The organism is Stenotrophomonas sp. YJH_SMC_25, assembly GCF_059369595.1.
In genome coordinates this window covers 297,275-316,050 of sequence record NZ_JCAFSV010000005.1, presented here as the reverse complement: position 1 = coordinate 316,050, position 18,776 = coordinate 297,275, and the positions used below count along the sequence as shown (strand labels likewise).

The window sequence follows — 18,776 nt, the reverse complement described above, 5'->3', positions numbered from 1 at the left end:
GTGGCTATCACGTGGATGCCGGTCACGTGAATCTGGTGGGCGGGGCGATTGCCAGCACCCATGCGGGCAACAGTGAACTGACTGCGGGCTCGCTGACATTCACCGACCTGCAGAACCACATGGACTATACGGCCAGCTCCGAGTGGTGGTGCGGGCGGGCAGATGGATGGCTGGGCGCCCAAGCCGGGAACTGCCCGATTTGTCTCTCAAACAACCTGAATCCGTTCTTCAGGCGTACTCGCAAAAGCGAATTGATGACCTCGCACACCAATACAATAGCAAGTCATTGGATCCTAAGGATTTTCAGCTTAATCTTGGTTCAAAGGTCTTGAAGGCCGATGCTCAAGTCAGTACGGGTGCTCCGGTTTATATTGGTGCAAGCACATCCGATGTCATGCTGTATTTCAGACAGCTGACTGGAACTGATCGCATGCCTGTCGCGAAGGTCGTACTTGGAAAGGGTCTTCTTTATACGGCAACCACGAGCTCTGGTGCAAAGATAACTCTTAGAGATTTTTCAACGAGCGCGCAGAAGACTGGTGCTAGTTGGACAATTGATGTGCAGGATAAATCCATAAATAATGGAAAGCGAGTAGAGGTGAAGTTCAAATGAAAGACGGGATTCATTGTGCAGTGGTGACTTCTTCGTTTGGGTTATCAATGGGTGCCGTCTGGCAGCACATGACGATGGAAATGGGAGGTGTTGGGATCTCCGAAAGAAAAGACGCGTTCTTCGAGTTGATGGGTCGTTTGTTGAGGGAAGGGAAAGTGAGGCTTGCAACGGACGGGGTGTTCTTGCAAGGCGACTGGAGGGAGCAGCTGACGCTAATCTCAAACGCTTGGCCCGAAAATCCTGGTGAAGATGATATCGATGGATTCGGCCTCTGGTTCTTGACCGATGCTCCGGCGGGTCTGGTTTGGATCGGCGCAGATGGCCGTGAACAGTGGACGTAGTAGTCCGATTCATGTCGGTGGCGCCCGATGATCCTGACGAATGGGTCAGGGCTTGTAACGACACCGAGCTTTGATGAAGCTTGCTTGAGTCGAAGCCGGTGCCGATCTGGGTTTCGTGCTGCGCGCTCTGGACTCGATCCAGGCCGTACTCCGACGGTGCCGACGGCCTGCGTGGATATCTTCCAGCATCCTACACCGGCTTCGGATTCAGCATCGTCGACCCGCCGGAAGCTGTCGTTGCGGAAGGGATTGAAGCCAAGTGGCAGGTCGGCCTGCTCGGCTCGTTTCATTTCCGCGCGAGCGGGTTTGAAAGTGCCTGGGAGGAAATCTGCCACTTCATCAATCGTTACGCTGCGGCGTGCGAGTTCCGGTTTGTGCTCTCCTTCCAGTTCGAGAGCATCTATGCGGCAAGGCTCGGGAAGGATCTGGTCTTCCCGGGGCCTGCTGCTCCGTAATGCTGGATGCCGGGGCGGCAGGCCCGGGCCTGATCCCATTCTCGGTACACATGGCGATATACCTTATGGATATAACGCGTTCGTGGGTTTTCTGATTTCACACCTGTCTGCACAGTTCCAGAGTTTTAGATCGATATAATAATATCGACCCATAAAGTTTCCCCTGCCTGCGCCGCCATCGATCATACGGCCATGATCAAGGGAATTGAGATGCTCGCCTTACGCAACCTTCGAGTGGGATCCCGGCTGGGTGCCGGGTTCGGTTTGCTGCTGCTGTTCATCGTGGCCATCGTTGGCCTCGTGCTGTACGGAAACCACCTGAAGTCCGCCCAGTTCGAGAAAGTGGTGGACGTCAACATGGTGAAGATGCGGCTGTTGAACGACATGCTGGATACCAACAACGCGGTGCTGATGCATCGCCGGCTGATGGTGATCAAGCGCGGTGAGGATTTCGACAAGGATTATCAGAAGGCGCAGGAGCTGTCGCAGACCTACGACGGTATCTGGGCCAAGTACATCAAGATTCCACGCGACGCCACTGGTGATGCCCTGGTGGCGAAAATCGACGCGGCACGCAAGGCCACCGACGCCTCCACCCAGCATCTGCACGAGCGCATGAAGGCCGGTGATTTCGACGGCGCGGCCAAGGAACTGCTCGCCGAGCACGGCTTGGCCACCGCATGGAATGAGGCGATCTCGACCCTGCTGCGGCATCAGGAGACACTGACCGAGCGCAGTCGCGAGGAATACCGTTCAACCGAATCCTGGACCGGCACGTTGTCGATCGTGTTCGGCGCGTTGAGCCTGCTACTGGGCTCGCTGGCCGCGTGGGCCATCACCCGCAGCCTGACCCGCCCGCTGGAAGGTGCGGTGAAGCTGGCCGACGGCATCGCCAACGGGCGGCTGGACAACAGCATCGACGCGTCCGGCAACGATGAGGTGACGCAGCTGCTCAGGTCGATGCAGCGCATGCAGGCGCAGTTGCAGTCGGTGATGGCGGCGCAGGGCGAGCTGGCCCGCCAGCACGACGCGGGCAGCCTCAGCTATCGCATGGACGAGAGTGCTTTTCCTGGCGACTACGGGCGCATGGTGCACGAGACCAATGCGCTGGTCGGCTCGCATGTGCAGGTGCAGAACCGGCTGATCGAAGTAATGAAGCATTACGCCCGCGGTGATCTGTCAGTGGACATGGATCCGTTGCCGGGCGAGAAGGCCGCAATCACCCAGGCCATGGACGAAACCAAGACCAGCCTGTCGGCGATCAACGGTGAGATCCGCCGCCTGGCGACGGCCGCAGCCGCCGGCGACTTCAGCCTGCGCGGCGATGAAGATCGCTTCGCCTATGATTTCCGCGACATGGTGGCCGGGCTCAATCGCCTGATGCAGACCACCGACGAGAACCTGGTGCAGGTGTCGACCCTGCTGCAGGCGATCTCGCGCGGTGACCTCACTGTACGCATGCAGGGCGACTTCCACGGCGTGTTCGCCCGCATGCGTGATGACTGCAACGCCACCGTCGATCAGCTCAAGCAGATTGTCGGCCGTATCCAGTCCAGCGCGTCCAGCATCAACCTGGCGGCAGGCGAGATCGCTTCGGGCAACACCGATCTGTCGCGGCGCACCGAGCAGCAGGCGGCGAACCTGGAAGAGACGGCTGCGTCGATGGAGGAACTGACCTCCACCGTGAAACAGAACGCCGAGCACGCACGCCAGGCCAACCAGCTTGCCATCGGTGCGCATGGCGTCGCCTCACAGGGCGGCGAGGTGGTCGGCCAGGTGGTCACCACCATGTCGGCCATCGAAGCCTCGTCGAAGAAGATCGCCGAGATCATCAGCGTCATCGACGGCATCGCGTTCCAGACCAACATCCTGGCCTTGAACGCGGCGGTGGAAGCTGCTCGTGCCGGCGAGCAGGGCAGGGGCTTTGCGGTGGTGGCCAGTGAGGTGCGCACGCTGGCGCAGCGCTCGGCCGGTGCGGCCAAGGAGATCAAGGGCCTGATCGAGGATTCGGTCGGCAAGGTCGCCGATGGATCGGCGCTGGTTCGTCAGGCCGGCACCACGATGGGCGAGATCGTGGCCTCGGTGCAGCGCGTGACCGACATCATGGCGGATATCTCTGCCGCCTCGCAGGAGCAGAGCTCGGGTATCGAACAGGTGAACCAGGCGGTGGTGCAGATGGACGAGACCACGCAGCAGAATGCGGCGCTGGTGGAAGAAGCCAGCGCGGCGGCACGCTCCATGGAGGAGCAGGCCAACCTGCTGGCCGAAGCGGTGTCGGTGTTCCGCACCGGTGCAGCCGCGGCAGCCGTATCGGTCCCGCGCGCGCTTGCGGCGGTAGCGGCCTCGGTCACGCCGGTGAGACGCCCGGCGGTGCTGTCACCGCGCATCGAGCCGACGTTGGCTGCCAATGCGGGTGGCTGGGAAGAGTTCTAGCAAGGCAGCACGCCGGTAGGGAGACGGCGCCCATCACGATGGCTGATCGTGATGGGCGCGGATTCTCTTCCTGAACGCGCGATGGCCGATGAGGCGGCGGACACGCGCATTTCACTTCCGGTTGCCAACCGCAGGTGGACACTTGCGCCATACCGGAACTCAGGAGATGGCCATGAAGACCTCGACCCGATTGCTTGTGCTGGGCACGCTGCTGGCGGCTTCGTCGGTGGCCGGTGCGCAGACGTATGGGCCGCGCGATGAGGGACGCAAGTTCAATGACGGCAGTCGCGTGGTCTGCAAGAACGTGGAAGTGCAGCGCAACTCGCGCGATCCGAACCGCATCACGGGTACCGCTACCGGCGCAGTGATCGGCGGCCTGCTGGGCAACCAGGTGGGCGGCGGTAACGGCAAGAAGCTTGCAACCGTGGCCGGCGCCGTGGCCGGTGGTGCGGCCGGCCGCCAGATCCAAGGCAACCAGCAGCAGAAGAACGGTGACCGCGTGGTTGAACGTCGCTGCGAACGCGTCTATCGCTGATCGATCGCCGAAGGCCCCCGTTTCCCCTTCCACACCGCAGTACCCGAACGCCGGCCCCACGCCGGCGTTCTTCGTTGCAGGAAAAAGGGGACGGAGGGAATTAAGTCGCAATCCCCCAAACCGGCCGTTTACGACTTAATCCCCTCCGTCCCCTTTTTTGCGAGGAGGCGCCAGGTGGCGAGGCTGCCGTAGAGCAGCAGCAGGACGGTGAGGGTGATCAGTTCGTGGCTGACGTCGGCCAGGCTGGCGTCCATCTGGTTCAGGCGCACCATCAGGTTGATGCCGGAGGTGGTAGGCAGCAGCTGCGCCAGCCAGACCAGCGGTTGCGGCGTCATCACTGCCGGCCACGACAGGTTGGCCAGGAAGAACAGCGGGATCGAGGTGGCGATGATGTACTGGAAGGCGCGTTCGCGGGTGCGGAAGAAGCTGCCGACGAACAGGCCGAAAACCACTGTAGCGGCGATGAACAGGGTGCCGCCCAGCAGCTGGCCCAGTGGGTTCCCGCCGCGCGGATAGTCCTGCACCCAGGCGGTGAACCCGGCGTACCAGAACAGGCCGAACAGGCCGATCAGGCCGAAGCCCATCGCCATGCCGGCCAGGGTCGGCAGGTCGAAGCGCAGGCGCCGGCCGAGTGCAAGACGACGACCACCGAGCAGCACGCCGATGCCCATCAGCAGGGTCTGGTGCACGATCAGCTCGGCCACGCCGGGCACGATGGCGCTGCCATAGCCTTCCTGGGTGTTGTACAGCGGGCGCTGCACCAGGGTGACCGGCGGCGCCTGTGGCGCGCCCATGAAGGCGGCCTGGCCGACCACGGCGTCACGCCCGAACGCGCCCAGTGCGTCGGCCACGCTGCCCAGCACCCAGCTGGCACGGCCCAGGTAGGCGCCGTTGCCGAGCAGCACCAGCTTGGCCGGGTGGCCGCGCAGGATGTCGCGCTCCAGGTTGGCCGGGATCAGCACGATGCCTTCGGCATGGCCGGCTTCCAGCTGCTGACGCGCACTGTCGATGTCCGCCGGTTGCCCGACCACGCGTGCAACGCGGAGTGCATCGAGCTTGCGCAGCAGCTCGCGGCTGGTCGCGCTGTGGTCTTCGTCCACCACCAGCACCGGCAGGTTGCCGGCCACCTGGTGACGGTACGCGGCCGGGTAGAAGAACGAATACAGGATCACCGCGCCGACCATCACAACGATCGCGTAGCGGTCGCACAGCACCGCCATCAGGGTCTGCCGCAGGCTGCGCCACAGTGCGCTCATGCGTCGGCTCCCGCAGGCTGCGAGGCTTCCGGCGTGCGCGCAAAGGCGATCAGGCGCAGGCCGCCAATGCCTCCTGCCACCACCGCCATCAGCAGCAATGTGGCCAACGGCCACACCGAAACCTGCAGCGGCGAACCGATGAACTGCTGCTGGGTCTGCAGCTTGATGTAGGCGCTGAGTGGCAGCAGCTGATGCCAGATGCGGGTGAACAGGGGGCCATCCAGCACCGGGAAGGTAGCGCTGGAGAACGCCAGTGCGGTGCCGATGCTGAGGCCGACCGCGGACAGCGCGGTACCCATGTCGCGGGTGACGCCGACGAAGAACAATGCGTAGGCGGCCGTGGCCAGGTAGAACAGTGGCTGTGCGAGCAGCAACAGGAGCGCGCTGCCGGCCACACCATCGCCGCGCAGCCAGGCCAGGTAACCGATGCCGAGCGCGCCATACAGCGAAAACAACAGGATGTACGGCGTGACCTTGCCCGCAATCACCGACCACGGCGTTCGATCCAGCCAGGCGGGCAGGGTGCCGTCGCGGATCTCGCGGCCGAGGCTGCCGGCCACCGCAAGTGCCAGTACCAGCGACAGCACGGCTGGGAAGATCAGCGGCAGCAGGAACAACTCGTAGCTGCGCGCAGGGTTGTACAGGATGTCCGATTGCACCGCGATCGGTGCCGCACGCAGCTTGCCGGGGCCGACCTGCAGGCCGATGCGTTCGCGCAGCAGGCGTGCGTTCCAGGCCGAGACTGCGTCGCCGATATCGCGCGACGCAGATTGGCCGGTGGTCATGTAGGTGGCGTTGTAATAGGCGAACACCGTGCCCTGGCGTCCACGCAGCGCTTGCCGAGTGACATCGCGCGGCACCAGTACGATGGCAAACACGTCCAGCCTGCGCAGCTGCGAACGCGCGTCCTCCAGGTCCGCCGGCTGGCTGGCGATGCGTACGCCGGGGCTGGCATCGAGCATGCGCAGCAGCAGGCGGCTGTCACTGCTGTGGTCGAGGTCGACCACGGCAATGGGGATGTCGCGCATCACCGACGGCGAGAACATCCACGCCATCACCGCCAGCATCAGCAGGGGCAGCACGGTGACCAGCAGCAGGTCGGCACGGTTGCCGCGCAGCGACTGCAGCTCGCGCCGCCACGAAGCAGCGAAGCCGTTGCGGTCCGGGCTCAGTGCTGGGGCCATGCGAACAGCACGCTCATGCCGGGGCGGAAGCCCTCGATGCGGCGTACCGGGCGCACCCGCACCTCGAAGCTGCGGACGTCGTAGCCGGACGACTGGCGGGTGGTCCGCCAGGTCGCATAGTCACCGGCCGGATTGATGAAATAGACCTCGAACTCGCCTTCCTGGCCAAGCGCCGGCACGCTGCCCCGCAGCTTGCTGCCGACCTTCAGGCCCTGCATCTGCGATTCGCGCAGGTTCATCGCCACCCACATGCGATCAATGTCGACCAGGGTGAATACCGGGTAGCCGGCCGGCACCAGCTCGCCCGGGTCGGCCATGCGCTTGTTGATCTCGCCCGCCACCGGCGCGCGTCCTTCGACTTCGGCACGCGCGGCGTTGACTTCGGCCACCGCGCCCTGCGCCTGCTGCACCTGGCCCTGCGCGGCACGCTTGTCCTGCTCGCGTGCGCCGGCCAACGCCATGTCGTACTGCGCGCGCGCGGCACGGGCCAGTTCGCGCGAACTGGTGGCCTGGGCATGCGCTTCATCGCGCTTCTGCCGGGTCATCACCCCTTCGTTGAACAGGTTCTGCACGCGCTGGTAGGTGGCTTCGGCCAGCGTCGCACCGGCTTCGGCGCGCTTCCAGTTCGCTTCGGCGGCGCGGATGTCTTCGCTGCGCGCGCCTTCGTCGGCCTTGTCGGCCACCGCCTGTGCGGCGGCCAACGCGCCGTGGGCCTGCTGTTCCTTGGCGGCCACTTCGGGGCTGTCGAGCAGGAACAGCACCTGCCCGGGCTGCACGCGGTCGCCCTCGCGCACCTTCAACTCCGCCACGCGGGCGGTGATCTTGGCGGCCACGTTGATGGTGTCCGCGTCGGCCATGCCCTGGATCTGGTCGGCCGGGCTGCGCCAGGCCAGCCACAGGCCGAGCACCACCGCGACCAGCAGCGCCACTACCAGGATCGGGCCCAGGCGGCGCTTGGCCGGGGGTGTTGTCGCATCGTCGTGCAGCACATCACTCATGGTCGATCACCTCGTCCGCACGGCGCCGGAATTCTTCAAAACGGTCCATCTGTCCACTGACCTCCAGCAACTGCGCCAGCGCAATATCGTATTGGTAGGCGGCCTGTGCGCGCTCTACACGGGCACCGCCGAGGCCGAGCCGCGCGTCGATCACATCCAGCGAGGTGGCCTGGCCCTCGCGGAACGCCAGCTCCTGCAGGCGCAGGTTTTCCTGTGCCTGGGTGATGCTGCTGTCGAGCAGCACGTACTGCTGGCGCGCGGTCTCCAGTTCGTTCCATGCCTTGCGCACGCCCAGCGCGACCTGGTTCTCGGCCTCGCGCAGGCCCGCTTCGGCCTGGTCCAGCTGCGCGCGCGCGGCGCTGATCTGTGCCGGCCGCGAGTTCGGCGACAGGAAGGTGTACTTCAGGCCGATACCGAACGCCCAGTCCGGATCGGTCAGCATTTCGTCGCGGCGGCGGAAGTCGTACTGGCCGAAGGCAAAGATCTGCGGTTTCAGCTTGGCCTGCTGCACGCGCACGCCCTGTTCGGCCTGCGCCACCATGGCCCGCAGGCGTGCGATCTGCGGCTGGCGCGCCTGCGCAGTACGCTCGAAGCTGGCCACCGGTTCCAGCGGCACGCGCTGCACGAACAGCGGCGAAACCGGCTGCACCTCGCCACCACTGCGCAGCAGCGTGGCCAGCGCGGCCTTCAGCGTTGCCAGGTCGTTCACCGTCTTCTGGTATTCGCGCTCGGCCTTGTCGCGGGCCACGGTGGCCTGCAGGCGCTGGGCGCGGGTAGCGAAACCCTCGCGTTCCAGCTTCTCTGCATCGGACAGGTGGCGGTTGAGGCCATCGCGCACGTCACGGCGCACGTCCACCGCCTGCTCGGCCAGGCGCTGCCCGAAGTAGGCCTGGGCCAGCTGCACGGTCAGCGATTGACGTTGTGCTTCGCGCTCGGCGCTGGCCTGTTCGTGGGCGGCACTGGCCGCACGCTGCGCGGCCGGAATCACGCCGCCGGTGTACAGCGGCAGCACCGCGGTGACCACTGGACGGGTGCGCCAGTCGCGCTCGGTGAACGACAGCGGCGAATCGATTCCGAAGGCTTCAGCCACCGGCGCCAGTGAGCCCAGCGGCAGAGTGAGCGTCTTCTGGAACTGCAGGCGGCGCACTTCGCCGGTGATCTCCGGCAGGCGCAGCAGCCGGGTGGCGTCCTGCAGGTCCTGCTTGTTGCGAACGGCTGCATCGGCAGCGGCCAGCGCATCGGAGACCTGCTCCAGGCGTTGCCGCGCCTGTTCCCAGTCCAGTGCGGGTGCATCGGCACTGCTCTGCGCTGCCGCCGCAAGCGGCAGGCAGGCTGCCAGGGTCAACGCAACTTTCGCGCGGTGCATCCTTGTACGTCGGCCGATCACGCCCATGCCGTCCCAGTGGTAAAGAAGTGCGCAAACGGTAGTGCGCATCGTGTGAAGCCCGGGTCTGCGGTCATCGGTCTTTCCTCAACGAAGGGTGCCGCTGGCCGCAGTACGCAGCGCCTGGGTGATGCGCTGCAGCGTGCTTGAGCGCACGGCGGCATGCTGCCAGTACAACGGCACATCGAACCAGCGGCGGGGTTCCAGTACCACCACGCGGCCGGCGCGCACAGCGGGCGCGGCCAGGGTTTCCGGGGCCAGGCCCCAGCCAAGTCCGCACGCGGCGGCTTCGACGAAACCGGTGGAGGAGGGCAGGTAGTGTAGCGGCGGCTGCAGCCGCGCGCGGGTCAGGCGACGCACGAAGCGCCACTGCAGTTCATCTTTGCGGTTGAACACCAGCATCGGCGCGCGTGCCAGCGCCGTGGCGTCCATGCCATCGCTGAAGTACTGGCGGGCGAAGCCGGGCGAAGCAATCGCTTGGTAGCGCATGGCGCCGAGCGGGTGCACGTTGCAGCCCTTCACCGGCTGGCTTTCGGCGGTGACCGCACCCAGCACGCTGCCGTCGCGCAGCAACCGCAGGGTGTGGTCCTGGTCGTCCATGCGCAGGTCGAACAGGTAGCCATGGCGCTGGTGCAGGTCGGCGATGGCCGGCACGAACCACGTATCGAGCGAATCATCATTGACCGCCAGCGGGATCGGGGTGCGCGCAGCGTCGCTGCTGCCACGCTCGGGTAGCAGCTCGGCCAATGCCTCGGCCTCCAGCGCCTGCATCGGTCGCACCCGGCGCAGCAGCGCCTCACCGGCGGCGGTGGGGCGGCACGGCGCCTGGCGCACCACCAGCACCTGCCCGAGCCGGTCTTCCAGAGCCTTGATCCGCTGCGACAGTGCTGATGGGCTGATCGACAGGCGGCGTGCCGCAGCCTCGAAGCTGCCTTCCTCCAGCACCGCGGCAAACGCGGCCAGTTGCGGGTGTACCAGGTCCATGCCGGTGCCTCTTCAGTTTTCCTGCACAGGATAAAGAAAAATCAGTTTGTCTAAACAAGGCTGTTGGCCGCACCCTGCGCGTCCCCTCGCTGCCTGGCCTGTCCCGATGTGGATTGCCGCTACCGTCGCCGGCCTCTTCGCGGGCGCCGGCCTGATCATCGCCATCGGCGCACAGAATGCCTTCGTGCTGCGCCAGGGCCTGCAACAACGTCATGTGGGCAGGGTGGTGCTGGCCTGCGCCGGCGCGGATATCGCGTTGATCCTGGCCGGCGTGGGCGGCATGGGCGCGCTGGTGCTGCAGTGGCCGTTGCTGCTGCAGGTGCTGCGCATCGGTGGTGCGGTCTTCCTGCTCTGGTATGGCCTGCAGGCCGGGATGCGTGCGTGGCGCGGTGGCAGTGCACTGGCGGCGGGTGACGTGGACGGTGGCGATCGACGGCAGGTGCTGCTGACCTGTCTGGCCTTCACTCTGCTCAATCCGCACGTTTACCTGGATACGGTGGTGCTGCTGGGCAGCCTGTCCACGCGCTACCCGGGCGATCTGCGCTGGGCGTTTGCAGCCGGCGCCTGCGCGGCCAGCGTGATCTGGTTCTGCACGCTGGGCTATGGCGCGCGCCTGTTGCAGCCGGTGTTCCGCAGGCCGTCTGCGTGGCGGGTGCTGGATGCTGGCGTGGCGATGTTCATGTTCTGCCTTGCGACGTTGTTGCTGTTGCGTCCTCTATCGCCATGAGTGCGCGGTCGGGTACCGCGCGCTTGAGTCGTACTTCGTGCATACATCGATCACAGCGGGAGCTCCCATTGCAGGCGAAGGCTGGGTACGGAACGTCGAGTGTTGCGAAGTACCTGCGACCCGCCTTCGTCGAAACGCCACTGGCCGGTCTCGATGTCCTGCGCCAACAGGTTCGAGGCGGTCAAGCGCAGCTTGCCGTGCCGCTCGGTCGCGTACTGTGCCCAGGCTTCCAGTTCGCGTCGATAGGACGTGATGTCCAGCTCGCTCAGGCTGTAGCGTATTCTGCCTCCGCTGCGATGGGTGTAGGCCAGGCCGCTGCTCCAGCGCGATGAGATGCGGTAATCGAGCGACGCATTGGCGGTGAATGGCACCTGGTCTTCAATCCGATTGTCAGGCCCGGGAAGATCCCTGACCCGGGAGTGGTTCCAGGTGGCGTTGCCGCGCAGCTCGATATCCGGCCCTCTGCGGTACAGGCGTGCCAGCGGCATCCTGCCATCCATCTCGATTCCCCAGGCCATGGCGCGGGTACCGTTGACCGGCGTCGATACCCAGCGCCCGTCACGTAGCACCGTTTCATTGCGGATCGGTGCATCGATGCGACGCAGGTAGCCGCCGATGCTTCCTTGAGTACCTTCACCGCCGTGCATTTCCCAAGCCGCATCCAGACCCCAAGCCAGTTCCGGACGCAGCGATGGATTCCCGATCTCGTCGGGGTTCAGTGGACGGTTGTTGGTAGAGGTGTACGGACGCGGGACCAGCGAGCGCAGCGCTGGTGCGCGGAAGCTGCGGCTCAATGAGACCCGTAGCTGATCCTTGCCCTTTGCACGCTTCCACAGGCCCTGCAGGACCGGCGTGAACACGCTGGCACGGTGACGCGTGGTGGCGAAATTCCGACCTTCGCTGCGGGTCTGCAGTTGTTCCCAGCGACCGCCGACGTAGAAGGCACTGCGCGCGCCCCAGGGAAACTCATCCTGCGCGTACAGCGCCACGCGATTCAGCCGCGCATCGAAGGAGAGGTCGCTGACCGTCGATGGTTCGCTGGGGGAAGAATGCAATTGCTGCACTCGGGATTCACGCCGCGAGTCCATGCTGCTTTCGGCACCGACCTGCAGTGTATGGCGGCCCCACGCCGGCAGGGTCCACTTCACGCGGGTGGTGCCACCCAGCACGTGCAGCTTCGCATCGGTGCGATCGAAAAGATTATCCTGCTGTGCCTCATCCTGTCCTTGTTCGCGAAAGCGGTAGCCCTCCCGGTTTCCGTCCATTGCCAGGCGCAGGTTCAGGCTGCCTCCATCCGACAGTTTTTTCTCCCACTCTGCACTGACCTGGCCCTGGTCAAGGCGCAGATGCGTGCGTTGCCGGTAATGGGGAGTGCGTAGTGCCGGGCCCAGCAGCGTGTCCCAATCAATGGTCATGTCGCGACGGAAGTCTGAAGCGTCCACCAGGGCCTGCAGCGAAAGGGTGGTGTCATCGCTGGTTCTGAACGTCAGTGAGGGCGAGAGCGAAACGCTGTTGCGTTGGCCGGTGGCACGCAGGCGCGACTGTCGATGCAGCAACGGCGTACCAACACCATCCCAAGCGTCCTCTCTGCTGCGTTCCTCCACCAGGAATGTGTGGGCGGTTGCCGTGGCGGTCAGTGAAACATCACGGTCGAGGTTGGAACGGGCCTGCCGCCAGCTCGCTGACGGCGTCATGCGCCCTTGGGTATCCGTCCATGAAACCGTCAGCCGTTGACTGTCTTTTGCAACCGGTGCACGGGTGACGATGTTGAGTGTGCCGGCGATGGCACCCATGCCCTGATCAGCGGAGGGCGCGCGCAGGATTTCGATGCGCTCGATCAGATCGGTGGCCAGTGAGTCCAGGCTGAAAGCGGCGGGTGTGCGCTGGCCGTTCAACAGGATCTGCGTGTAGCCCGCGCCCAGGCCGCGTAGTGACACGGTGCCTGGACGGCCCGGTGCGCCGTTCGAAACGCTGACACCGGGCAAGCGCTTGAGTGCCTCCAGCAGGTCGGTATCGCCATGCCGTTGCAGCGCCTCGCGGTCCACCACGATGCGGCTCGCAGTGTCGTCACGGCGAGCGTCGTAGCGCTCGGACTGGACGTGCACTGCATCCAGATCGGTCGTGTTTGAAGGGGAGGGTGTCGTTGGTGGAAGGGCCATGGCATTCGCTGGTCCCATCAGGCAGCCAATGGTGAGCCACACGCCCGCGTGTGGCCGCAGTGTTGTCGGGGAGGGCGAAGATCGACGCATGGTCGTGCGGTTCCTTTGTCACGGCGGGACAGCGGGCCGCAGCAGGTCCTCCCGCGGCCGGGTATCGAAACGATGCATGGAGGGCGGCGGCAGGGCGCCGGTCAGTGCATTACTGCAACCAGTGCTGCGGGTCCACTCGTGTTCCGTTGCGCAGCAGTTCCATGTGCAGGTGTGGGCCGGTAGTGCGCCCGGTGTTGCCGCTGCGGGCGATGGGATCGCCCCTGCGCACCTGCTGGCCTGGCTGTACCGCGAAGTCCTGCAGGTGTGCAAACAGCGACTGCCAGCCACCGCCGTGATCGATCACGACAACCGTGCCGTAGTTCGCACCATCGGGATAGGCGTGCGTGGCAGCGATCACGGTGCCGTCGGCGGGGGCGAGCACGGCGGTGCCACGGCGCGCGGCGAAGTCGGTGCCGTGGTGGGCGCTCTGGCGGAAGTCGGCGACGTGCCCGAACACGCTGGTGACCCGCGCATTGGACAGTGGCATGAAGAATGACGGAGGTGGCAGCGTGGCTTCCACCAGTGTTACCGATGCGATGGGGAGTGGCAGCGTCACGGGCGTCGGTCCTGCCACCACGGTCGCCTGTACGGTGGCCACGCCGACTGTGCAGGCAGAGCCCAGTGCGAGCAGCAGCAGGACGCTGGTGAGGCCTGGGCGGCGACCGTTGTCACCCTTCAGCATGTGCTGCAGGCGCACCTGGTGGCCGCCGAGATCGCGATGGGTGAGGGCGCTGGTCGGCTGCACGGCCGTCGCGTAGCGAAGGGTCTGGACATAGGCGTGGGCCAACAGACGGCCGTCGTTGGCGGCGCCACCCTCGGCCAGTGCTCGCGCATCGCATTGCAGTTCTGCGGCCAGTTGCATGCGCGCGGCAATGCGTCGAACGAAGGGATTGAACCAGTACAGCGCACCAACAAACCGCATCAGCGCAGCGCGCTGGGGGTCGCGGCGCTGCAGGTGGGCCGCCTCGTGGCCGATGACCAGGCGAAGCGTACGATCAGGCAGGGCCAGGCATGCCGTGGGCAGGATGATCTGCGGCTGCGGCCTGCACAGGGCGAACGGCGTGCCGCTGCCTTCTACAATGCGCAACGCGACGCCTTCCTGCTGAAGCCCCTGCACAGCGTGGTGCGATTGCGGGCCAGGCAACTGCGCAGTCTGCAGCGGGTGGCTGCGGCGTAGCAGGGCCCGCAGCCTGCCGCTGGCCAATGCCCAACGAACGAGGGTCAGCATGACCCCCGCGATATAGACGGTCAGCAGCAGTGGCGTCAGCCAAGCCATCAATGGCTCGGTCGCCGCGAGTGCAGGCAGTTGTTGCACTGGCCGCAGTACGGCGGTGCCGCTGTCCAGCGCAACGGGCAATGCGCTGGCCAGCTTCTGCAACGGTGCCGCCTGCACCGGCAGCAACAGCGCAAGCATGGGGGGCAGCACGGCACACAACCACGCCCCCAGCCAAAAGCGTGTCGACGCATGTGAAAGCCTGAGCAGCCGCTGCAGCGATTGCGCGCCGTACCAGGCCAGGCCAGCCCCCAGCAGGCTCGCAGCGAGGCTGATCATCCACGGCGCGGTTGATGACAGGCTCATGGCTGGTCCTCGTCATCCTGGAGCAGCAGCGCCTGCAGTTGCTCGATTTCCTTGTCGCTCAGCAGGCGGCTTTCGGCGAATGCCTGGGTCGGCAGCGGCCCGTCGATCTCCAGTACGCGACGAGCGAAGTCGGCACTGAGTGCGGCCAGGGTGGCCACCTTGCCGACCTTGGCACTGTAGACATTCAGACCGTGCTGGCTGCCCTCTTTCACCAGGCCCTTGTCGACCATCCGTTCCAGCGTCTTGCGCGTGGACGAGTACGACCAGTCCAGTGCGGCAGCTGCCGCGTTGTGCAATTCACGCGCGCTGCAGGCGCCGTCGCGCCACAGGCACTTCAACAACTCCAGTTCGGCGTTCGAAGGTGTTGGGACGCGGGGCATGGTCAGACCTGTGCGTGCGATTGATGTCGTGAGTGTGCGACAGATGTCGCACGCCATGCAAGAGGCACATCAAGGCGCGGAGGTGCTGAGGTCAGCCGGTCGCCATCCGGTCGATGGCGCACAACGGTGTCTCGCCGGGGCGCAGGGTCAGCACGCGCACGCCGCTGCCGGTGACCGCGACGGTATGCTCGAACTGCGCCGACAGCTTGCCGTCGCGGGTGTAGACCGGCCATTCGTCCGGCTGCTGGCGGATGGCCGGCTTGCCCTGGTTGAGCATCGGCTCGATGGTGAACACCATCCCTTCTTCCAGCACCATGCCGGTGTTGGGATGCCCGTAGTGCAGGATCTGCGGTTCCTCATGCATCTCCTGGCCGATGCCGTGGCCGCAGTACTCCTTCACCACGCTGTAGCCGTGGCTGCGTGCGTGGCGGGCGATGGCGTGGCCGATATCGCCCAGGCGTGCGCCGGGGCGCACCGCGGCGATGCCTTTCCACATCGCCTGGTAGGCGGTCTGCACCAGCCGGCGCGCGGCGTAGTCGACCTCACCGACCAGGTAGGTGGTGCTGGAGTCGGCGATGTAGCCGTTCTTTTCCAAGGTGATGTCGAGGTTGACGATCTGGCCGTTGCGCAGCACGTCGGTGGTGCTGGGCACGCCGTGGCAGATGACGTTGTCGATCGAGGTATTGAGCACATACGGGAAGCCGTACTGGCCCTTGCTGGCCGGCCGTGCCTGCAGCTCATCGACGATCATGCGCTCGACGAATTCGTTGATCTCCATCGTGCTGCGGCCCTGCAGCGGCAGCTGGTCGAGCGCGGCGAACACCTGCGCCAGCAGGCGCCCGGATTCGGCCATCAACGCGATCTCGTCGGGGCGCTTGATGATGCCCATCGGCTCAGACCTGGCCCGGAGGCAACAGCGGCGGCTGCACGCCGGCCGCGCGCAGCTCGCTGGCGACGATGTCCTGGAAGCTCAGCGTCGGGTTCAGCTCGCAGAGCATGCCGACCCGGATCCAGAAGTTGGCCTGGGCGTTGATCGAGCGGCTGGAGACGGTACAGGCACGGCGCAGCTGGTCGTGCAGGGTGTCATCGATGTTGACGATGCCCATGGGTGGCCCTCGAAGTGTGAATATACGAATCGTATATGTTTCGTATATTCATCTCAAGCCGACGTCATTCAGTCCGTGTGGGTGGCGAAGCGCAGCCGGTTGCCGTCCGGGTCGCGCAGCAGCATTTCCCGGCTGCCCCATTCGGTGTCATGCGGGGGCTGCTCGATCGGCACGTTGGCGGCACTGAAGGCGCGGTGCAGGCTGTCGACGTCGTCAACGATGAAGTACACCGCGCCGCCGACCTCGCAGTCGCCGCTGTGTTCGGTGAGGAAGATCGTCTGGCCGTCGCGGGTGAGCTGGGCGAACAGCGGGAAGCCCGGTTCGAAGCGATGTTCCCAGTCGACCACGAAGCCCAGCCCCTGCACGTAGAACGGCAGCGTGGTGTCGGCGTGGCGCATGCGCAGCTGCGGAATGACGGTCTGGGGCATGGCGAGGGCTCCTGGGGTAGGTGCCCAGTGTAGTGCCGGCCGCTGGCCGGCATTGGTCTGGTAGATGCCAACCTTGGTTGGCATTGCCGGCCAGCGGCCGGCACTACCGAAGCCACGCCGGCCCGCGGCCGGCATTACCGACGCGGTCAGCAGGCCGTCGGTACGGCGGCCATCGCCGCCAGCAGTTCGCGATTCACCTGCTGGTGACGCGCCTGCCAGGCAGGAAGATCTTCGGGGCTGATGTCCGGTTGGCCATCCAGCGACGACAACCAGCGCTTGAAGCGGCTCTGGTAGTTGGCCAGCGACACTTCCCCGGTGATGTCACTGCCGACCAGGCCGCCGGCACGCAGCGTCTCGATCACCACCAGTGCGTCTTCCAGCTGGAATCGGCCCTGGTCCCAGTTGCTGCGCGCGACGTCCTCGGCGAACACGTCCTTGTCGATCGACAGGTAGGTCGGCTGCGGCGACTTGGCCTGTTCGGCAGCGAACGCGGCGACCAGTCCCTCCGGATGCTCGAAGCGTCGGAATGCACGGCCCATGCCGAGGCGATGGCCCCAGCTGACATCCACGTCCATGCACCAGTACGTCAAGCGACCGCCCAGCAGCGGGCGCCAGTGGTTCTCCCAGGCATGGCCGAGGCCGATGTCGCTGGAGGTAATGCCGAGCACATGGATGTGCGAGATCTGCGGCAGCTTGCTGGCTGCATTCACCCACGAGCCACAATGCATGCCGAACGGAAAACGCATGTTGTCCGGATGGTTGTCCAGCACTACCAGCTGGAACGGCGCCTGTGTGCGCATGCGGCACAACAGCGGCAGGCTGAGATGATGGAAGTCGCCACTGCCCAGCATCACGGTGCCGAGCTGCGCGGGCAGCGGCGCCAGCACTTCGGCGGCGAAACGGTGCAGGGTGGCAGTGCTGCAGGCGAAGCGCAGCGGGTCGTGCCACTGCGGCAGGGCCAGGGTCTGCGCCTGGGGCAGCGGCAGCACGCCACCGTCCAGGTCGAGGATCAACGGAGAACGCAACGGCATCGTTCAACCGCCTCCATCAGGTTCGCCCTGCAGATGCGGCGCCAGCTTGCGCAGGGCAGTGCGCAGCAGCGGGGAACGGGCGTGGATCGCGTGCCGGGTGGAGGTGAAGCGGGCGCCCAGTTCGGCCTTGATCCGCGAGTCGGTCCAGCCGGCCACGTAGTGGCTCAGGCCATGCAGCAGCGCGTACTCGAGGTTGTGCATCCAGCTCACCGCGTACAGGTTGTGCTCGCGTGACTGCGGGTAGGCCAGACCGATGTACTTGTCCACCAGCTTTCCGGCGTGGATGTAGCACAGGTTCCAGCCGATCAGCTGACCTTGGTGGCGGTACAGGAACATTCGTCCCTGGCCCTGGCTGTCGGCCAGCAGGTACTGGAAATAGGTCAGGTCGAGCTGGTCGAAATGCACCGCGCTCTGCGCATACACGCCCAGGTACAGCGCATACAGCTCGGCCTGCAGCCGTGGGTCGGCGAGGGCCGGATCGCCGGTGGCGATGCAGTCGATCTGCAGGTCATCACGCGAACGGAGCTTGCGCCGGATGTTCTTGCGGCGCGAGGGCGACAGGCGGCCGAGGTAGCCATCGAGCGAATCGAAATCGATCGCCACCCAGGCAAGCGGCATGCCTTCCAGTTCAACGAAGCCGCGCGCCAGCAAGGCCTGCAGGAACGCCGCGCTGTGCGCGTTGGCCGCGTCGTCCAGCAGCGGTGAATCGATGGCCAGGTCCTTGACCACCAGCAGCCGGGTATCGCCGATCGCGTGACGCGTCACGTCCTCGGCCAGCGCCTCCGGCGCCACGTGCGCCGGCAGCGGGGTGTACTCGGTGCTGGTGGCACCGACGAAACGGGTCTTCCAGGTGATCCATGGCCGCCACAGGCGCGACAGCGGCAGACCGAGCAGCTTGCTGCGCAGCGCGTCGTCCATCGTGGTGGTCAGGTCCAGCGGCGCACGGAAGGTCGGCAGGCCACTGGGAAGGCGGCCTGCCTCGAATCCGAGCGGCGGGTGGGCCAGGAAACCCTCCAGCAGCGCGGCCGGTTCCAGCGCGGTGCTGGATGCGCGTGACGTCATCTCCATCGGCACGGGAACCGGCAGCGCATCC

Annotated in this window: 20 protein-coding genes; 7 read left to right on the top strand and 13 right to left on the bottom strand. The window is 65.6% G+C overall.

Annotation, left to right across the window (positions count from 1 at the left end):
• From AC5P7E_RS09605 to AC5P7E_RS09580, 6 genes are all read left to right on the top strand, one after another.
• The coding region (locus AC5P7E_RS09605) for a hypothetical protein (protein WP_495213570.1) at positions 1–332 on the top strand (332 nt) is incomplete at its 5' end.
• Positions 329–613 carry a hypothetical protein gene (locus AC5P7E_RS09600; RefSeq protein ID WP_133050740.1) on the top strand — a complete coding sequence of 95 codons (285 nt, stop codon included), beginning with the start codon at positions 329–331 and terminating at the stop codon, positions 611–613. The genes AC5P7E_RS09605 and AC5P7E_RS09600, both read left to right, overlap by 4 nt.
• Positions 610–954, top strand: coding sequence for a DUF596 domain-containing protein (locus tag AC5P7E_RS09595; protein ID WP_024958502.1), 345 nt, complete (start codon positions 610–612; stop codon positions 952–954). The genes AC5P7E_RS09600 and AC5P7E_RS09595 overlap by 4 nt, the downstream gene beginning before the upstream one ends.
• 80 nt (positions 955–1,034) lie before the next feature.
• Positions 1,035–1,409: a hypothetical protein gene (locus tag AC5P7E_RS09590; protein WP_227860328.1), complete on the top strand. Its 375-nt coding sequence runs from the start codon at positions 1,035–1,037 to the stop codon at positions 1,407–1,409.
• A gap of 210 nt (positions 1,410–1,619) precedes the next feature.
• The gene (locus AC5P7E_RS09585; protein ID WP_043035552.1) at positions 1,620–3,842 is read left to right on the top strand and encodes a methyl-accepting chemotaxis protein; all 2,223 of its coding nucleotides are present in this window, start codon (positions 1,620–1,622) and stop codon (positions 3,840–3,842) included.
• Positions 3,843–4,008: 166 nt separating this feature from the next.
• Complete coding sequence (locus tag AC5P7E_RS09580; protein ID WP_032965667.1) at positions 4,009–4,377, top strand: glycine zipper 2TM domain-containing protein; 369 nt, start codon at positions 4,009–4,011, stop codon at positions 4,375–4,377.
• 128 nt (positions 4,378–4,505) lie between these two features.
• Here the strand turns inward: AC5P7E_RS09580 and AC5P7E_RS09575 are convergent, their stop codons facing one another.
• From AC5P7E_RS09575 to AC5P7E_RS09555, 5 genes are all read right to left on the bottom strand, one after another.
• Positions 4,506–5,633 (bottom strand): ABC transporter permease, encoded by a 1,128-nt coding sequence (locus AC5P7E_RS09575; RefSeq protein WP_043035551.1) that lies wholly within the window; start codon positions 5,631–5,633, stop codon positions 4,506–4,508.
• Complete coding sequence (locus AC5P7E_RS09570; protein ID WP_099498138.1) at positions 5,630–6,817, bottom strand: ABC transporter permease; 1,188 nt, start codon at positions 6,815–6,817, stop codon at positions 5,630–5,632. The genes AC5P7E_RS09575 and AC5P7E_RS09570 overlap by 4 nt, the downstream gene beginning before the upstream one ends.
• Positions 6,802–7,815 carry an HlyD family secretion protein gene (locus AC5P7E_RS09565; protein ID WP_099498139.1) on the bottom strand — a complete coding sequence of 338 codons (1,014 nt, stop codon included), beginning with the start codon at positions 7,813–7,815 and terminating at the stop codon, positions 6,802–6,804. The genes AC5P7E_RS09570 and AC5P7E_RS09565 overlap by 16 nt, the downstream gene beginning before the upstream one ends.
• Positions 7,808–9,208 (bottom strand): TolC family protein, encoded by a 1,401-nt coding sequence (locus AC5P7E_RS09560; RefSeq protein ID WP_024958230.1) that lies wholly within the window; start codon positions 9,206–9,208, stop codon positions 7,808–7,810. The genes AC5P7E_RS09565 and AC5P7E_RS09560 overlap by 8 nt, the downstream gene beginning before the upstream one ends.
• Positions 9,209–9,286: 78 nt before the next feature.
• On the bottom strand, positions 9,287–10,183 hold the full coding sequence (locus tag AC5P7E_RS09555) for a LysR family transcriptional regulator ArgP (protein WP_043035547.1): 897 nt from the start codon (positions 10,181–10,183) through the stop codon (positions 9,287–9,289).
• A gap of 106 nt (positions 10,184–10,289) precedes the next feature.
• Here AC5P7E_RS09555 and AC5P7E_RS09550 point away from each other — a divergent pair, with 106 nt between their 5' ends.
• The gene (locus AC5P7E_RS09550) at positions 10,290–10,910 is read left to right on the top strand and encodes a LysE/ArgO family amino acid transporter (protein WP_005412684.1); all 621 of its coding nucleotides are present in this window, start codon (positions 10,290–10,292) and stop codon (positions 10,908–10,910) included.
• Between the two features lie 50 nt (positions 10,911–10,960).
• Here AC5P7E_RS09550 and AC5P7E_RS09545 read toward each other — a convergent pair whose 3' ends face one another.
• The 8 genes from AC5P7E_RS09545 to AC5P7E_RS09510 form a co-directional block, all read right to left on the bottom strand.
• Positions 10,961–13,159: a TonB-dependent receptor plug domain-containing protein gene (locus AC5P7E_RS09545; protein WP_231347502.1), complete on the bottom strand. Its 2,199-nt coding sequence runs from the start codon at positions 13,157–13,159 to the stop codon at positions 10,961–10,963.
• Positions 13,160–13,268: 109 nt separating this feature from the next.
• Positions 13,269–14,738 carry a M23/M56 family metallopeptidase gene (locus AC5P7E_RS09540; RefSeq protein ID WP_114618500.1) on the bottom strand — a complete coding sequence of 490 codons (1,470 nt, stop codon included), beginning with the start codon at positions 14,736–14,738 and terminating at the stop codon, positions 13,269–13,271.
• Positions 14,735–15,118, bottom strand: a complete 384-nt coding sequence (locus AC5P7E_RS09535) for a BlaI/MecI/CopY family transcriptional regulator (protein WP_005408657.1) — start codon at positions 15,116–15,118, stop codon at positions 14,735–14,737. Before AC5P7E_RS09535 ends, AC5P7E_RS09540 begins: the two co-directional genes overlap by 4 nt.
• A gap of 91 nt (positions 15,119–15,209) precedes the next feature.
• Positions 15,210–16,001 (bottom strand): type I methionyl aminopeptidase, encoded by a 792-nt coding sequence (gene map, locus AC5P7E_RS09530; protein WP_171039729.1) that lies wholly within the window; start codon positions 15,999–16,001, stop codon positions 15,210–15,212.
• Between the two features lie 10 nt (positions 16,002–16,011).
• Entirely contained in the window at positions 16,012–16,224 is a 213-nt protein-coding gene (locus AC5P7E_RS09525; protein ID WP_005412680.1) for a ParD-like family protein, read from the bottom strand.
• A 68-nt stretch (positions 16,225–16,292) separates the two neighbouring features.
• Positions 16,293–16,652 (bottom strand): bleomycin resistance protein, encoded by a 360-nt coding sequence (locus AC5P7E_RS09520; RefSeq protein WP_043035544.1) that lies wholly within the window; start codon positions 16,650–16,652, stop codon positions 16,293–16,295.
• Between the two features lie 146 nt (positions 16,653–16,798).
• Entirely contained in the window at positions 16,799–17,683 is an 885-nt protein-coding gene (locus tag AC5P7E_RS09515; RefSeq protein ID WP_012479555.1) for a hypothetical protein, read from the bottom strand.
• A gap of 3 nt (positions 17,684–17,686) precedes the next feature.
• Positions 17,687–18,751, bottom strand: a complete 1,065-nt coding sequence (locus tag AC5P7E_RS09510) for a GNAT family N-acetyltransferase (RefSeq protein ID WP_062606836.1) — start codon at positions 18,749–18,751, stop codon at positions 17,687–17,689.
• Between the last annotated feature and the right edge of the window lie 25 nt (positions 18,752–18,776).

Bases quoted from the DNA above. Each gene is read 5' to 3' on its own strand.
- AC5P7E_RS09595 (WP_024958502.1), top strand. From the start codon at position 610: ATGAAAGACGGGATTCATTGTGCAGTGGTGACTTCTTCGTTTGGGTTA.
- AC5P7E_RS09585 (WP_043035552.1), top strand. From the start codon at position 1,620: ATGCTCGCCTTACGCAACCTTCGAGTGGGATCCCGGCTGGGTGCCGGG.
- AC5P7E_RS09580 (WP_032965667.1), top strand. From the start codon at position 4,009: ATGGCCATGAAGACCTCGACCCGATTGCTTGTGCTGGGCACGCTGCTG.
- AC5P7E_RS09575 (WP_043035551.1), bottom strand. From the start codon at position 5,633: ATGAGCGCACTGTGGCGCAGCCTGCGGCAGACCCTGATGGCGGTGCTG.
- AC5P7E_RS09570 (WP_099498138.1), bottom strand. From the start codon at position 6,817: ATGGCCCCAGCACTGAGCCCGGACCGCAACGGCTTCGCTGCTTCGTGG.
- AC5P7E_RS09565 (WP_099498139.1), bottom strand. From the start codon at position 7,815: ATGAGTGATGTGCTGCACGACGATGCGACAACACCCCCGGCCAAGCGC.
- AC5P7E_RS09560 (WP_024958230.1), bottom strand. From the start codon at position 9,208: ATGGGCGTGATCGGCCGACGTACAAGGATGCACCGCGCGAAAGTTGCG.
- AC5P7E_RS09555 (WP_043035547.1), bottom strand. From the start codon at position 10,183: ATGGACCTGGTACACCCGCAACTGGCCGCGTTTGCCGCGGTGCTGGAG.
- AC5P7E_RS09550 (WP_005412684.1), top strand. From the start codon at position 10,290: ATGTGGATTGCCGCTACCGTCGCCGGCCTCTTCGCGGGCGCCGGCCTG.
- AC5P7E_RS09545 (WP_231347502.1), bottom strand. From the start codon at position 13,159: ATGCGTCGATCTTCGCCCTCCCCGACAACACTGCGGCCACACGCGGGC.
- AC5P7E_RS09540 (WP_114618500.1), bottom strand. From the start codon at position 14,738: ATGAGCCTGTCATCAACCGCGCCGTGGATGATCAGCCTCGCTGCGAGC.
- AC5P7E_RS09535 (WP_005408657.1), bottom strand. From the start codon at position 15,118: ATGCCCCGCGTCCCAACACCTTCGAACGCCGAACTGGAGTTGTTGAAG.
- AC5P7E_RS09525 (WP_005412680.1), bottom strand. From the start codon at position 16,224: ATGGGCATCGTCAACATCGATGACACCCTGCACGACCAGCTGCGCCGT.
- AC5P7E_RS09520 (WP_043035544.1), bottom strand. From the start codon at position 16,652: ATGCCCCAGACCGTCATTCCGCAGCTGCGCATGCGCCACGCCGACACC.
- AC5P7E_RS09515 (WP_012479555.1), bottom strand. From the start codon at position 17,683: ATGCCGTTGCGTTCTCCGTTGATCCTCGACCTGGACGGTGGCGTGCTG.
- AC5P7E_RS09510 (WP_062606836.1), bottom strand. From the start codon at position 18,751: ATGGAGATGACGTCACGCGCATCCAGCACCGCGCTGGAACCGGCCGCG.